Source organism: Sphingomonas sp. PSPC2-2 (genome assembly GCF_049897725.1).
GTDB lineage: Bacteria > Pseudomonadota > Alphaproteobacteria > Sphingomonadales > Sphingomonadaceae > Sphingomonas.
The window spans coordinates 387,755-402,510 of the sequence record NZ_JAFCWU010000003.1; the positions used below are offsets into that span (position 1 = coordinate 387,755).

General features: G+C 62.8%; 12 protein-coding genes. 7 read left to right on the forward strand and 5 right to left on the reverse strand.

What is annotated here, in order from left to right:
* The first annotated feature begins 30 nt into the window (after positions 1-30).
* Positions 31-615 (forward strand): FMN-dependent NADH-azoreductase, encoded by a 585-nt coding sequence (locus ACP7BY_RS08420; RefSeq protein ID WP_126845148.1) that lies wholly within the window; start codon positions 31-33, stop codon positions 613-615.
* A 230-nt stretch (positions 616-845) separates the two neighbouring features.
* On the opposite strand, the gene ACP7BY_RS08425 is transcribed toward ACP7BY_RS08420, so the two are convergent.
* Positions 846-2,033, reverse strand: a complete 1,188-nt coding sequence (locus ACP7BY_RS08425) for a sensor histidine kinase (protein WP_033964059.1) — start codon at positions 2,031-2,033, stop codon at positions 846-848.
* Complete coding sequence (locus tag ACP7BY_RS08430; protein ID WP_033964061.1) at positions 2,023-3,258, reverse strand: sigma-54-dependent transcriptional regulator; 1,236 nt, start codon at positions 3,256-3,258, stop codon at positions 2,023-2,025. Before ACP7BY_RS08430 ends, ACP7BY_RS08425 begins: the two co-directional genes overlap by 11 nt.
* A gap of 126 nt (positions 3,259-3,384) precedes the next feature.
* Here ACP7BY_RS08430 and ACP7BY_RS08435 point away from each other — a divergent pair, with 126 nt between their 5' ends.
* The 4 genes from ACP7BY_RS08435 to ACP7BY_RS08450 all read left to right on the forward strand — a co-directional run bounded on the left by ACP7BY_RS08435 (position 3,385) and on the right by ACP7BY_RS08450 (position 9,141).
* Complete coding sequence (locus ACP7BY_RS08435; protein ID WP_231564953.1) at positions 3,385-4,662, forward strand: efflux RND transporter periplasmic adaptor subunit; 1,278 nt, start codon at positions 3,385-3,387, stop codon at positions 4,660-4,662.
* A 9-nt stretch (positions 4,663-4,671) separates the two neighbouring features.
* Positions 4,672-5,352, forward strand: coding sequence for an ABC transporter ATP-binding protein (locus tag ACP7BY_RS08440; RefSeq protein ID WP_126845147.1), 681 nt, complete (start codon positions 4,672-4,674; stop codon positions 5,350-5,352).
* Position 5,353: 1 nt separating this feature from the next.
* Positions 5,354-7,762 (forward strand): ABC transporter permease, encoded by a 2,409-nt coding sequence (locus ACP7BY_RS08445; protein WP_033964062.1) that lies wholly within the window; start codon positions 5,354-5,356, stop codon positions 7,760-7,762.
* A 236-nt stretch (positions 7,763-7,998) separates the two neighbouring features.
* Entirely contained in the window at positions 7,999-9,141 is a 1,143-nt protein-coding gene (locus tag ACP7BY_RS08450; protein ID WP_081988634.1) for a serine hydrolase domain-containing protein, read from the forward strand.
* 31 nt (positions 9,142-9,172) lie between these two features.
* Here the strand turns inward: ACP7BY_RS08450 and ACP7BY_RS08455 are convergent, their stop codons facing one another.
* The 3 genes from ACP7BY_RS08455 to ACP7BY_RS08465 form a co-directional block, all read right to left on the reverse strand.
* Positions 9,173-9,370, reverse strand: coding sequence for a hypothetical protein (locus tag ACP7BY_RS08455; RefSeq protein WP_033964064.1), 198 nt, complete (start codon positions 9,368-9,370; stop codon positions 9,173-9,175).
* A gap of 66 nt (positions 9,371-9,436) precedes the next feature.
* Positions 9,437-10,465, reverse strand: a complete 1,029-nt coding sequence (locus ACP7BY_RS08460; RefSeq protein WP_137902758.1) for a FecR family protein — start codon at positions 10,463-10,465, stop codon at positions 9,437-9,439.
* Entirely contained in the window at positions 10,462-10,986 is a 525-nt protein-coding gene (locus tag ACP7BY_RS08465; RefSeq protein WP_033964073.1) for an RNA polymerase sigma factor, read from the reverse strand. The genes ACP7BY_RS08460 and ACP7BY_RS08465 overlap by 4 nt, the downstream gene beginning before the upstream one ends.
* A gap of 387 nt (positions 10,987-11,373) precedes the next feature.
* On the opposite strand from ACP7BY_RS08465, the gene ACP7BY_RS08470 reads away from it, so the two are divergent.
* Entirely contained in the window at positions 11,374-14,457 is a 3,084-nt protein-coding gene (locus ACP7BY_RS08470; protein WP_249340839.1) for a TonB-dependent receptor domain-containing protein, read from the forward strand.
* A 201-nt stretch (positions 14,458-14,658) separates the two neighbouring features.
* The coding region (locus ACP7BY_RS08475; RefSeq protein ID WP_426287999.1) for a transposase at positions 14,659-14,756 on the forward strand (98 nt) is incomplete at its 3' end.

Consider the following 14,756-nt stretch of genomic DNA (forward strand, 5'->3'; position numbering starts at 1 on the left):
CAGGTCACAAATCCAGACCGGAGACAATCAATGAAGCTTCTTCATCTCGATTCCAGCATCATGGGTGAGGGTTCAGCGAGCCGCGCCATTTCCGCCGCCGTGGTGGCGCGTCTTTTGGAAACCGATCCAACCCTTGAGGTCACCTATCGCGACCTTGCCGCCGAGCCGATCGCGCACATGACTCTCGATGCTTTCCTGGCGCTGGAGAGCGGTGAGGACGTGCAGCAATTTCTCGACGCCGACATCGTGGTGATTGGTGCCGGGTTCTACAATTTCTCGATCCCCAGCCAGTTGAAAGCGTGGGTCGATCGCATCGCCGTGAGGGGCAAGACTTTCGCTTATGGTGAGAACGGCCCGGTCGGCCTGGTCACGGGCAAGCGCGTGATCGTCGCGCTCGCGCGCGGCAACGTCTATGGCGAGGGATCCCCCTATTCGGCATATGAGCATGCCGAAACGCTGCTGCGCTCGATTTTCAGTTTTGTCGGTGTCGATGTCGAAGTCATCGTTGCCGAAGGGCTGGGCCGCGGCGAGGAGGCGCGACGCAGCGCGATCGAGAGTGCCCTCGTTCAAGCCCGCCAGATGTCGCTGTCGTCCGACCCGGTGGTCGCGCTCTGAGGGGATGGCCTCGTGCACGACAGGCAAGCCTGACCCGTGCGCGGGGCCACTTATTGCGCCGACTGGATCTAAATCCGACGGCTCTAGGGGCAGCCAACCCTCGATATCCTGGGGAACGACTGGTTTCGGAAGATCGGGGGGTAGCGAACGGGACGACCGCCACTGGCGACGGGCGTCTGCTCTTGTCACGCTCCGCCGAATACCGATTTGCGCGGCGTCGCGCAGTGCCTTCATGCGGGGATAGTCGCTTCAAACTCGGTCTTGCCGACGCGAGACGAGGCCAGGGCAAGGTCGCCTCCGTGGCCGCGCAGGATCTGGCGCGCAAGCGACAGGCCGATTCCGCTGCCCTCTGCCTTGGTAGTGAAGAACGGCCGAAAAATGTCGCTCTCGTCACGCGCAGATATCCCCGGTCCGTTGTCGACGATGCCGATCAGCGTCCGACCGACACGCGCCTTGAATATCAGGTGGATTTTGGCGTCGGGCGCATTGTCCAGCGCCTCGGCGGCGTTCTGCAGAACCGCCCAGAGCGCGGCGGTGAGCTGGTCCGGGTCGATCAGCAGATGCGCGGGGGCCTCGTGCTTTTCCACCGCCAGTTCGATCGCGGGCCAGCGCGACGTGAAGAGCATGGCGAGATCATTTGCAAAACCGGCAAGCGCGGTGCGCCGCAGGGCGGGGGTGGGCAGGCGTGCCAGCGCGCGGTAACTCTCCCCGAAGCGATGCAGGCTCGCCGCTCGCCGTGCGACCGTTTCGATCGCCTCGCGCAACTCGGGCAGCGGTGGCACGGGATCATCGAGCATCGCCACCGCCGTCGCGGCGAGCGACGCGATCGGAGTTAGCGCGTTGACGATCTCGTGGCTCAGCACTTGGACGAGCTCGCGCAAAGCGGCCGCCTCCGCCGCCTTCAACTCGGTATCGATGTCGATCAGCGCGCCGATTCGCAGCATTCGGCCTGACAGCGCCAGGTCCCCCGTGGTGAGCGCGAAGCTCCTGATCTCCCCGGCGTCGTCCAGGTCGATCTTGGCGGTTCGGCCGGGTCGGGTGTCCGACAGCATCCCCAGGAGAGCGGGTGGAGGTTCGGCTACCAGGTCGTTCGTTCCCAGCAAGCGCCGCGCCGCGCGGTTCACCGCGCGAAGGCGGTCACCATCTAGCGAGACCAAGGGGGCCGGCGAGAGGTCCAGATAGGCGGTGAGGCGCTGGAGTGCTTCAGGGTCGGACTTTACTGGCAACGGAGCCGGTGGTGCGAGGGCGGGCGAGGGCGCGCCCTGCTCAACCGCATTGCGCACCGCGGTCCAGGCTGCGACCACAATCGCGAGCAGCGCGGTCGCGTACAGGCCGTGGGTGGCTGCCAGTGCGATGATCCCACCCGCCAGCGCGAGGACCAGCGCTCGGATCGTGCGACGGATGCCGTCAGAGGCCATAGCGCGCCATCCGCCGATATAAGGCCGCGCGGGTCAGTCCGAGTTCCTCTGCGGCACGGCTCACGTTGAACGCGTAGCGTTTGAGCGCTGCATCGATCATCGCCCGCTCGCTCTGCGCGAGCGATCGTCCCGGCTGTAGCGGCCGTTCGGCGTCGTGCGCAGGCGGCCGCGCGATATCGTCCAGTCCAAGCGCGTCGTCCGTGCCGAGCAGCACTGCGCGTTCCATCAGAAGGCGCAGCTCGCGCACATTGTCGGGCCAGGCAGATTGCGCGATCGCTTTCGCGGCAGCGTCAGCAATCGGTCCGCCAAGCTTGCCATGCCGATGTTGGAACAGGGAACGAAAATGCTGCGCCAGCAGCAGCGCGTCGCCGCCGCGCTCGGCTAGCGGTGGCACGCGGATTTCGATCGTATTGACGCGGTACAACAGGTCTTCGCCGACAGCCGCGCGCAGTTCCGCGCGATCCAGTCGGGTCGTCGCGATGACACGCGCACCGTCGACCTGTTGGGCAAGGTCGCTTTGCAACCTGCGCGGCAAGCGATCGATATGGTCGATCACCAGCGTACCGGCGAGAGCGGCGGCGAGCCGTTCCGCGATCGTCGCGCTGTCGGCGGTCTCCGCGTGGAGCGTAACCAGCGGCCCGTCAGCGCGTCCCGATCCTCGATGGATCAGCCGCGCGATCACGGTCTTGCCGGTGCCGGAGGCCCCGCTGACCAGGACCGGAGCTTCGGTCGGCGCGACACGGGCGATCAGATCGCGCACGCCCGCGATCGCGGCACTTTCGCCGAGCAACAGGCCGTCGTCGATCGGTGGCGCTGTTGCGGCATCCAGCTTCGCACGGCGCAGCGCGACGCCGCGCTGGACCGTCGCAAGCAGACGTTCGTTGTTCCACGGCTTGATGACAAAGTCGGTCGCCCCCTGGCGCATCGCCTGTACCGCGACGGCAATGCCACTGTGACCGGTGACGACGATCACCACGGCGTGGCGGTCGGCCGCAATTAGGCGGTCGAGCATCGCAAAACCCTCTTCGCCGCTGGTGCGCCCGCGCGCGAAGTTGAGGTCGAGCAGAAGGACGTCGGCAGGCCGCTCGGCGAGATACACCCAGGCAGCCGCAGGATCGGCGGCGATCGATACGGTCATTCCCTGGCGTTCAAGCAACAACCGCGCGGCCTTCGCGACGTCGGCATCGTCTTCGACGATCAGGATGGCGGGCGATTCGCTTGACATGGTGTTGCATAGTGTCCGGAAACGGACAGTCCGTACAGATATGGGAAACGCACGGCGCGATTGCTGCCAGAAACGCCGGATTTCCGCGCTTTAGGCCCGTCGCGATGCATCCGTTATGGTGTCGGCATGACGCAGATGACCCAATCTGGCGCAGCGATGGACCGTCGCATCGAGCGCCCCCACGCCAAACGTTGGCGAGTGATTGTGCGGAGTGCGATTGGCGTGGTGGTGGTGATCGCGGCCTTGGTGTTGTGGCTGCTGATGCCCGGCTCCAATACGTTGAGCGTCGATAGCGCAGCGATCCGCACCGGAGCGGTAACGCGCGCGCCGTTTCGCGATTTCGTGCCGTTACGCGCCGAAGTCGCGCCGCTGCGGACGGTGTTCGTCACCGCCATCTCGGGCGGGCAGGTCGCGGAACTGGCGGCCGCCGACGGCGCGATGGTGGCCGCGGGCACCCCGCTCGCGCGCTTGTCCAATCCTTCGCTCGCGCTCGACGTCGCCAGCCGCTCGGCCGAAATCATCGGTCAGCTGAGTGCGATAAATGGCCAGCGACTGACGGTACAGAACACGCGGCAGGACGGCGCGCGCGACCTGGCAGATGCGCGCAACGCGCTGTCCAAGGCGCAGACCCTGCTCGCGCAGAGACAGGTGCTGTTCGACAAGGGCATCATCGCCCGCGCCGCGATCGACCCCGTGCGCGAGGATGTCGCCTATCAACAGGCACGCGTCGCCACGCTCCAGCGCGGCACGAGCGAGGCGGCGGTCACGCTCGCCGCCCAATCCTCGGGCATCGCTGCGACCTCCCAGCAGTTGCGCGAGAGCCTGGCGATGGTACGCGCGAGCCTGTCGGCACTGGTATTACGCGCGCCGGTCGGCGGGCGGCTTACTGCGTTCACGCTGCAGCCGGGACAGATGCTCAAGAGCGGCGATCCCGTTGGACAGATCGATTCAGAAGGCCAGTGGAAGCTGATCGCCGACGTCGATCAATTCTATCTGGGGCGCGTCCACACCGGCCTTGGTGCGGTCGCGGACCTCGACGGTCGAAGCTATCCGATGACCCTGTTAAAGGTGCTGCCCCAGGTGACGGCAGGGCGTTTCCGCGTTGAACTCGCGTTCAGGACGAGCCCGCCGGTCGCGCTTAACCGCGGGCAGACGCTCGACGTTCGGCTCATCCTCGGCGCGGACCGGCCCGCCATCGTCGCGCCTTCGGGGGGCTGGCTCGATGCCGGCGGGACCATGGCTTTCGTGCTCGACGGCGATTCGAAAGCGGTACGGCGCGCGATCGTTACCGGGCGGCGCAACCCCGATCAGGTCGAGGTCATTTCTGGCCTCGCACCAGGCGACCGCATCGTGACCACCGCACTGACCTCCTACGCACCCTTCCAGACCCTTCTTCTCAAATAGGATTTGCCCATGATCCAGCTCCAGGACGTCAGCCGTACCTATGCCTCGGACGAGATCGAGACGACCGCGCTTGGCGGGATCGAACTGGCCGTCGAGGCCGGCGAGTTCGTCGCGATCATGGGGCCATCGGGCTGCGGAAAATCGACCTTGCTCAACATTATCGGCACGATCGATCGCCCGAGCGGCGGTCGCTATCTGTTCGAGGGTACCGACATCGCCCGCGCACCGGAGAGCGCGCTTGCAAAACTGCGGCGGGATCGCCTCGGCTTCGTGTTCCAGAGCTTCAACCTGATCGACGAATTGACGATCGCCGAGAACGTCGCCCTGGGGCTCGCCTATCGCGCAATGCCGACGGGCGAGAAAAAGGACCGCGTCGCTGCGGCGATGGATCGTGTCGGCGTCGCGCATCGCCAGCGGCACCACCCGCATCAACTCTCCGGCGGACAGCAGCAGCGCGCCGCGATCGCCCGCGCCATTGTCGGCGAGCCGCGGCTGATCCTCGCGGACGAGCCGACCGGCAATCTCGACACCGAGAATGGCGCGCAGGTGATGGACATTCTCGGTCAGCTCAACGCAGACGGATCGACGATCGTGATGGTCACCCATTCCCCCGCGCACGCCGATATCGCCAAGCGAACGGTACACATGCTCGACGGTCGCATCCTGTCCTCCGCGCGTCGGGCAGCGTAAGATGCTGGTCTCGCTCTATCGCTCGCTCGCCCACCACCGGTTGTTCGCGGCGCTCAACATTGGCGGACTGGCCCTCGGTATCGCGACCTTCCTGGTCCTTTACCTGTTCGTGCAGTTCGAAAGCGGTTTTGACCGCGTCTTGCCCGAGCAGGACAGACTGTGGGTAATGGAAGAGCGCTATGTCATGCCGGGATATCCGCCTGACCCCAATCCCAACACGATGGGCAGCGAACTCGTTCAGTTACGCGCCGACTATCCGCAACTGGTCGGCACCCGCTTCATGCCGACTGCAGCGACGGTCCGACAGGGCGCGCAAGCGACGTCGGAGGAGCTTGGCGCGGTCGATCCGAATTTCTTTGATCTGATGCAATTTCCGGCAATCGAGGGCGATCCGGCCCGCACCCTTGCCGACCCCAACGGCTTGGTGATCACGCAGCGTGCCGCCCGGAAATATTTCGGTAGCCAGCCGGCGATCGGCCAGACGCTGCAGCTCGCGATCAATGGTGCGGTCTATCCCTATCGGGTCGGCGCGGTGCTGCGCGACATGCCCGACAATGTGACCTTCAAGGACGAGATGTTCGCGCAACTGGTGCGCGCCCGCTTCGGCAACGAATGGTGGGAGCATTGGGGCAGCTCGTCATTGACCACGCTCCTGCGCTTTCCCGATACGGCCAGCGCGCGCGCCTTCGAGGCGCAATTGCCCACCTTCCTTGATCGGCATGCTTATGTCGGCGACAACATCAAGAAGGGCGAGTATTTTCAGTCGCTGCGCCCGCTGACGGCGATGCACCTCTACAGCCCCGGCGATCGCGCGATCGTGACGACGCTGGGCGTGGTCGGCTTGTTGACGCTGGTCATCGCGATCGTGAACTACGTCAATTTGGCGACTGCCCGTGCCGGCCTCCGGGCGCGCGAGGTGGCGATCCGCAAGGTGGTTGGCGGCACGCGGCGCGCGCTGATCGGTCAGTTCCTGTTCGAGGCGCTTGCTACCGTCGCGGTGGCGGCGTTGATCGGCTTTGCGCTGGCCGAGATCGCGCTGCCATTCGTCAATACGCTCGGGGGCACCCAACTCGCGCTCCATTATTTCGGGCGCGACGGGATCGTACTTCCCATGATCGCGCTGGTCCTGGTGATCGCGCTGGTGGCCGGTCTGTACCCCGCCTTCGTCCTGTCGGGTTTCCGTCCCGCTGCGGTGCTGGCCTCGACGCGCGCACCGGGCGGTGGCCGCGCCGGAGCACGGTTGCGTGGCGCGCTGGTCATCGTCCAGTTCGCCATCGCCATCGCCTTTGCGATCGCAACCGGGACGATGCTGGCGCAGACCGCGCACATCCGCGACGCCGACCTCGGCTTCCATCGGGAAGGGCTGTTGCTCATTCGCTCGTTCAACAATAGCGGGCTCGATGCGGCGCAGCGCGGGGACATCTTACGCAGCGCGGCAGCGGTTCCGGGCGTGACGGGCGTAACGGTGGGCAACAATGCGCCGGGGGATCAGGATACGACCAATTTCTCGGGCTACAGTCGGCCAGGTGCGCCCGACCGGAAGATATCGGTGATGGATGTCGGGACGGGGCGCGACTATTTCGCGGTCTACGGTGCCCGGCGCATTGCCGGGCGCCTGTTCGACGCGGCGCATGCCGACGATCGCGCTCTTCTTTCCCCGGCGGAGCGCAAGAAAATCGGCCCCAACCTGGTGATCAACCGCAAGGCGGTGACGGCGCTCGGCTTTTCGTCGCCGACGGCGGCGGTGGGGCAAACGATCAGCGATGGCGATCGATGGTCGACGATCATCGGCGTGGTCGACAATGTCCGCTTCCGCAGTCCGCGTGACCCGGTCGACCCGGTCGCTTATTATTACGACACTGTCGGGGTCATCTCGCCGATCGCAGCGGTGCGGTATAGCGGAGATCCAAAAGCGATGACGGCGGCACTCGAGACGGCGTGGAAGCGCGTCGCGCCCGGGGTTCCGTTCCGCGCCCGCTCGGTCGAGGACAACCTGTTCGCGCGCTACTACAAGGCCGATGCGCAGCGCTCGCGGTTGTTTACAATCGGCGCGGTGCTTGCGATCCTGATCGGGTGCATCGGCCTTTACGGGCTGGCCGCCTTCGATACCGCGCGCCGCGTCAAGGAGATCGGCATCCGCAAGACGCTCGGCGCGTCGACCGCGGAAGTGCTGCGTTTGCTGATCGTTCAGTTCATGCGGCCGGTGCTGCTGGCGAATCTTGTGGCCTGGCCGCTGGCCTTTGTCGCCATGCAGCGCTGGCTCGGCGGGTTTGACGACCGGATTGCGCTGTCGCCGCTGTTCTTCGTTGGCGCGACGCTGATCGCGGTGTTGATCGCGGCCGCGACCGTGTTTGGCCAAGCATGGCGCGTCGCGCGCGCGGAGCCGGCCCGCGCATTGCGCCACGAATAAGGTGCCCGGGCAAAGCAGGGGAACTGCCCGGCGGGGTGCGGCTTGGTCAAGCTGCACCCTCGCGCATCCGAGCCCTCAAAATCCTCCGAATGATCGATACGCGCTCGAACCGCCTTCCGATGCGTTCGGGTCGTCGGGAACGATCGCAATCGATGTTTGACTGATGCGTCAACCGATGCAGTTTCAGCGTCCATGAGAACCCGTTTCGCGATTACGACCAATGGAGCATTCTATTGATGCTGAAGCGTAATTGGACGTGCTCTGCCGACGATGGGTTTTTGCGAACGCGGAATGCGGCTGCCAGCGGTTCGAGGCGAGCTTTTCTTGCCGGGCTCACCGCGACACCGTTTCTGATGCCGCATCCGGCTTTGGCCGTGCGTCGAGCCGAGACAATTCTTTCGCAGATCCCGCTCGACGCTGCGCCCGGGATCGCGGCCGGAGCGGTTCGAAAGGGCCGAATTGTGGCTGCTGGAGGCGCGGGCACCAAGGGCAATGCAGCGTCCGTTCCCGATGCGCAGACGATCTTTGAGATCGGTTCGTTGACGAAGACCTTCACAGCGTCGCTGATCTTTCAACTTCAAGAGGAAGGTCTGCTGCGTATCGACGCGCCAATCGAGACCTATGTGTCGGATATCCCCGCGACCTGGCGGAATATTCGGCTTTCGCAGCTTCTCAGCCACACGTCCGGGTTGCCCGAATATCTCAATGGAGACAATTTCCGCCTGCTTATGCCGCAGGAGCTCAAGCCGAGGCAAATCCTCGCGCTGGTGGCGGACCGGCCCAACAGCTTCGCGCCCGGCGAGCGGCACGAATACAACAATACCGGCTTCATTCTTCTCGGGATGGCGGCCGAAGCGGTCACCAGGGAAAACTATTGGAACCTGCTTCGGCAGCGCTTTTTCGGGCCAGCCGGCATGTCGTCGACGGGCCCTCGCGATCGGATCCCATGCAGGAACCGTTGTGCTTCAGGGCATTTCTGGAGCGAAGGGCGTTACGACGACGATCCTCCGCGCAGCGCGGCCGGATCGACTTGGGCAGCCGGCGGCCTCCTGTCGACCGTAGCCGATATCAATCGCTGGTCCGTTGCCCTGGATCAGGGGCGAATCTTGAGCTCGGGCGTTCGGCGGAAGATGTGGCGTAGCGCCAGCCTGTCGAACGGTCAGCCCGCCGGTTGGGGCTTTGGGTGGGAAGTCGACGAGGTGGATGGAAGGACCATCGTCTCGCACGGCGGGGGAACCGCCGGTTTCTCTTGCTGGTACCGCCGCGACCTTGACGAACCCCTCTCGACAATCGTTCTCACCAATCAAAATGGTAGAGCAGATCCAAAGGTGATGACCGACGCGCTGCTCAAAGCGATCAAGCTCGGCGACCGCTCGTGAGGAGCGCCCCGAAACCGATCAGCGCTTCGTGCTAAAAAAGGTGCATCCACAGGATATCGGCTGGTTGTGTGGTGCCCGGCATCGAGACCCGGTCCGCTGAGACGGCTTCGGCATTCTCGCGCCCCGGTTCCTTCGCCAGCGTTGGCATGCGGGGGACCTGATCGGGCATGACGAAACGGTCCCGGATCACGCCGTTTCGCGCGAATGTCGGCAGATACTCGATGGCCAACCGGTCGGGGTTTGTCCGGCAGGGGCAGCGACCGTACCTTTTCTGCACCAGCCGCCGTCGGATGGCTCAATCTCCCCTTCCATCTCGAGCGGAGCGGGTGACCATTATTTTCGTGTCGGTGCGATCGGAGACCCGCGCGATTCCGTTCAACTCCAGCGCCGTAACGAAGCTGTCGACATCGCCGGCGGCAAACACCCCGACAATATTGGTCGCCGGTGCGGGCCCGTCCACAAAGACGATCTTGCGCGCGGAGTAACGGTTAACCTCGTTCAGCGCTTCCGCCAGCGGCTCGCGAATGAAGGTTAACCGACCCGTCAGCCAGCTCGTCTCGCTCGCCGTATCGACGTGTGTCACGTTCCAGGCATGATCCGATTTCGCGATCAGGCGCGCACCCGCCACCATATTGACGCGCCGACCGGGCCGGACCCATCCATTGGGCTGCTCGACGCGGACTTTGCCTTCGATCAGCGTCACGGTCAGTTTCGCTTGATCATCGAGCTGGACGTCGAATTCGGTTCCAACTGCACGGATCGTCTTGCTGGCTGCTTCGACGAGAAAGGGGTGGACGCGGTCCTTGGCGACTTGAAAGAAGGCATGCCCCCGTATCAGTCGCAAGCGGCGACGGGCACCCATTTCGACCACACGCAGTTCGCTCTCCGCATCGAGCGTCACCACAGAGCCGTCCGTCAAGGTTGCGGTCGTGCGCTGCCCGGTGCCGGTGCGGAACAACTCGCCCTCCGAACCGAACCAGGATCGCACTGGGTCGCCATATTGCAGAAACGTAACCGAGGAGGACACCAGCAGCAGCACCGCCGCGGCAAGCGCCAGCAACGCCTTGAAACGCGCCGGACGATTGTATGCGTGAACATCGTGCTCGCGTATTTCCAGGACTGCCGGGTCGTTGGCGATCGAATCCAGGGCGTCCCATTGCTGTTGCAGCCGCTCAAGCTGGGCGTGAGCACCCGGGTTGGAGCGGAGCCAATCCGCGAACGCTTCCCGTTCTTCCGCCGCCATGTCGCCGGAGCGCTGCGCGCTGAACCAACGCGTCGCCTCGGCACGCAAGCCATCTTCGAGACGTTTAGGCTCGATCGTCACTGTATGTCCTCCATGACGTCGGACAGACGGAGCAAGGCCCGGTGGATCAACTCCTTTACCGAATTTTTGGTTATGCCCATGCGTACGGCAATCGTCTGGTATGTCATGTTCTCGAACCGGTGCATGACAAACGCGGCGCGTACGCGCGGGGACAGGTTCGCAATGGCCTGAATCACCAGGGCATATTGTTCTCTCCCGATCGCAATGCGTTCGGGAGAAATGTCGTCGCGGGGTTCTGCCGTGGTCCCCTCGATCGAGCCGAGCACCGGCCGCATACGGCCGCCATCGGCGCGATAGCGGCTGATGAGGACATTTTGTGCGACCCGGAAAAGATAGCGTTCGGCATGCTCGATCGGCTGGTTTGACTGGGCGGTTTGCATGCGCAGGAAAACATCCTGAACAAGGTCGTCAATATCCGCTGCGTTGACCCGCCGGGCCAGGAAGCGGCGCAAGCCTGGCCCATAGCGATTCATCCATTCCGTCAGGTCATAGGTGTGCTGCGGCCTGTTGTCCGCCGACATGCGATCAGCCTTTCCCGGTCGATCTCCACTCATGCGCCTCGCTCCGCCGGACAATTCGGCATGTCCCAGATGATAGACGGTGCTCTGCTATGGTCGGGGGGATCAGGAGAGGGCTTTTCTCGTCGCGGGACACCGTTTGCTGGAATCTTTCGTTTTTTTCAGGATGATCCCCCCACCAGGCTCATGGTCGCGTCATAGTCGTACGGAAGCGGATTCGGCTCAAGTCGAAACGCAATACAGGAGGGGATGATGACCTTTGGGTCCTTGCGCGTTCGTCGATCTATGTTGTGCGGAATCGCGCTGGCAGGATTGATTGTATCAACCTGTGGAAGTCCGGCCTTTGCCGAGACGCCATATCATATTCGCCCGCAGTCACTTGATCTCGCCTTGCGCGACTTTGGCTTGCAAAGCGGGCTGACGATCATGGCGGATGCCGCGCTGACCAAAGGCAAGGTGAGTCACGGGATCGCTGGTGCCGCAACCCCGGAAGCGGCGTTGAGCGCGATCTTGCGCGGTTCCGGTCTGACCTATCGCCGACAGGGCAAAGTCTTTGTGATCCAGCCGGGGTCGCTTGGGAGCGTTGAGGGAAACGGCCAGGCAGCCACGCCGGTCGCCGTGCCGACTGAGCAAGCGCAGTCCGACGCTATAGGCCAGGATATTATCGTGACTGCACAGAAGCGGCGGGAATCGATCCAGAAGGTCCCCATCGCGGTGTCTGCGTTTAGCGCCAAGGCGCTCGACCAGTATAAGATCGAAGGGGGTGCCGAGCTCGAACGCGCAGTGCCGAACGTCAACTTCTCGAAGAACAATTTTAGCGGCTACAATTTCTCGATCCGCGGGGTCGGCACCAAGGCCGTTTCGGTAAGCACCGATCCTGCCGTCGCGATCAGCTACAACAATACACCGCTACTGCGAAATCGCCTGTTCGAGCAGGAATATTTCGATGTCGAGCGGGTCGAGGTGCTGCGGGGGCCACAGGGCACGCTTTATGGTCGCAATGCCACTGCGGGCGTCGTCAACATGCTCCCGAACAAGCCAAGCAACCGGTTCGAAGGCTCTTTGAAGGGAGAGGTCGGCAATTACGATACGCGCCGCGTAAGCGGCATGCTCAACGTCCCGCTGACCGATACCTTCGCGGTGCGCGTCGCCGGTGCCTACACCAATCGCAGCGGGTTCGATTACAACACGGTAACCGACCGGGCGGTCAATGGTCGTGATCTCTGGTCGCTGCGCGCGACGGCACAGTGGCGACCCGTCGACGATTTCACCGCCAGTCTCGTCTGGGAGCATTTCGACGAAAAGGACGATCGGTCCCGCACCGGCAAGCAATTGTGCCACTACGATCCCGGTCCCAGCACGGTTGGAGGGCTGGCTGTGCCGGAAGTTTCCAACGGGTTTCCCATCCGTGCCCAGCTAAGCCAAGGGTGCGCCAACGGTTCGCTCTATGACGCGGGTGCCTATGGCGTGCCGAACGGACTGAGCCTGCCCTATGTCGCTGCCGCCAGCGGGCTGGTCCAATTGGGCTTCCTGCCGGACTTTTCCGGGCTTGCGACCTTCGCCGATCCGACCCGAGATCCCTATGCCGGGGTCGTGCAATCGCGCAACTTGCGCGAGATTGCGACAAAGTATGATCCGACTTTTCGGGCGCGCAACGATATCTTTCAGCTCAATTTTGAATGGGGCGTGCGCAGCAACCTGAAACTGTATTCGCAGTCGCTGTACACCAAGGATTTTTACCACTCGACCCAGGACTATAACCGGTTCAATTCGGTGCCGATTATCAACGATTCGATCGGCCTCTTCAGTCTCGACACTTTCACGCCGGAGGTAAAGGGGTTCACGCCAGGCGGCGTGTTCAACGATCCACAGCTTGGCGCATCCAATACCTTGGTTGCAGTCGACATGGTCAACTCCCGCAGCGAACAATGGTCGCAGGAATTCCGGTTGCAATCGTCCAACACCGGGCCGTTCAATTTCAGCTTCGGTGCGAACTATCTCCATTTCAAAATCAATGAAGATTATTACGTCTTTTCCAATTTTTTTACAGCGATCGCCCAAGGGTATTTCAACGGACCGGTCAGTACCGACACGCCGCCTCCCGCCTGTCCGGCAGGGGCAACCACAGGCTGCATCTATATCGATCCCAATCCGATCGACCGGATCAATGGCCAGGGGCACAATTATTTCCGGAGCGACAATATCTACAAGGTCGATTCCTACGCGGCCTTTGGCGAGGTTTACTGGCGTGCCACGCCCAATCTCAAGGTCACCGGGGGATTGCGCTATACCGATGATCGTAAGGTTACGACGCCGGTTCCCACACAATTGCTGCTTTCACCGGGTATATCGGGCGGGGGCTACGTCAATTCCGGCTATCCCGCCCAACCCGACATTCACCAATCGTGGCGTCGCTTCACAGGGCGGCTGGCGGTGGACTGGTCGCCTGAACTGGCCTTTACCGATTCCACGCTGGTCTACGGATCTTATTCGCGCGGCTATAAGGCGGGCGGCACGAATCCGCCTGGCATCAATGCCGACCCGCAATATCTCGAATTCTACCCGCAACCGACCACCTACAAACCGGAATATGTCAACGCTTTCGAGGTTGGCTTGAAGAATACGTTCGACCACGGTCGACTGACGCTCAACGGTTCGGCATTTTTCTACGATTACAAAGGGTATCAGATTTCGAAGATCGTCGATCGCACGGCTTTGAACGAAAATTTCAATGCGCAGACATGGGGTGCAGAACTCGAAGCGACGTGGCGACCTGTGCGAAATCTGCAATTCAACGCCAATGTCGGCTATCTCGGTACGCGGCTCGGCAAAGGCTCGTCGTCGATCGACGTCATGAATCGAACGCAGGGCAACCCTGATTGGACGCTGGTGCGCCCGTGGGTGCAATTGACATCAAGCTGCATCGCGCCGACCTCGATCGTCAAGAACATCGTTCAGGATCCGTCGGCTCCCCCTCTTGTGCTGGCCCTGTTGTGCGGCGGGGTTGCGGGACTGAATTTCGGGAGCTTCAAGCCGGGCGATACGCTGGCGGCGAAATATGGCGCTTATGATCTGAAAACCGCGCCCAATAACGGGCAGGGGATTGCAGCGGATGTGAGCGGGCACGAATTGCCCAACGCGCCGCACTGGACGTTAAATCTCGGTGTTCAATATACGTTCGAGAGCGAGGATTGGGCGCTGACGCCGCGCGCCGATTTCTACCGCCAAGATGCAAGCTGGGCGCGGATCTACAACACCGCGATCGACCGGCTACGGGCATGGAATAACACCAATATCTCTCTCACGCTCGACCAGCGCAAATGGGATATGACGTTGCAGGTCTATGTGAAGAACCTGTTCAATTCGACGCCGATCACCGATGCCTTCGTCAATAGCGACGATTCGGGCCTGACAACCAATGTGTTCACGCTCGATCCACGCATAATCGGCGTCAGCATCACCAAACGCTTCTGATCGGCACCCCCTTTGCCGACAGTTTGGCCGCGCAGCGAGACAAGGCTGCGCGGCCAATTTTTTCGGTCGGGATGGTGCCTCATAGAGGTAGCTACAAAATACGTAATTTGCAGAAATTCATCCCCCCGAAACTGATGCACGTGAGCTGCTGCCGGTTTCGTGGACACCAAGATAAGGTGCTTTCGGAACCGGAGGGTGTAGATGCAACGACGGAAGTTCAGCCGAGAGTTCAAGCTCGAGGCGGTGAAGTTGGTCCGAGATCGCGGCGTGGCGGTAGCGCAGGCCGCGCGCGATCTGGA

Bases quoted from the DNA above. Each gene is read 5' to 3' on its own strand.
- ACP7BY_RS08420 (WP_126845148.1), top strand. From the start codon at position 31: ATGAAGCTTCTTCATCTCGATTCCAGCATCATGGGTGAGGGTTCAGCG.
- ACP7BY_RS08425 (WP_033964059.1), bottom strand. From the start codon at position 2,033: ATGGCCTCTGACGGCATCCGTCGCACGATCCGAGCGCTGGTCCTCGCG.
- ACP7BY_RS08430 (WP_033964061.1), bottom strand. From the start codon at position 3,258: ATGTCAAGCGAATCGCCCGCCATCCTGATCGTCGAAGACGATGCCGAC.
- ACP7BY_RS08435 (WP_231564953.1), top strand. From the start codon at position 3,385: ATGACGCAGATGACCCAATCTGGCGCAGCGATGGACCGTCGCATCGAG.
- ACP7BY_RS08440 (WP_126845147.1), top strand. From the start codon at position 4,672: ATGATCCAGCTCCAGGACGTCAGCCGTACCTATGCCTCGGACGAGATC.
- ACP7BY_RS08445 (WP_033964062.1), top strand. From the start codon at position 5,354: ATGCTGGTCTCGCTCTATCGCTCGCTCGCCCACCACCGGTTGTTCGCG.
- ACP7BY_RS08450 (WP_081988634.1), top strand. From the start codon at position 7,999: ATGCTGAAGCGTAATTGGACGTGCTCTGCCGACGATGGGTTTTTGCGA.
- ACP7BY_RS08465 (WP_033964073.1), bottom strand. From the start codon at position 10,986: ATGTCGGCGGACAACAGGCCGCAGCACACCTATGACCTGACGGAATGG.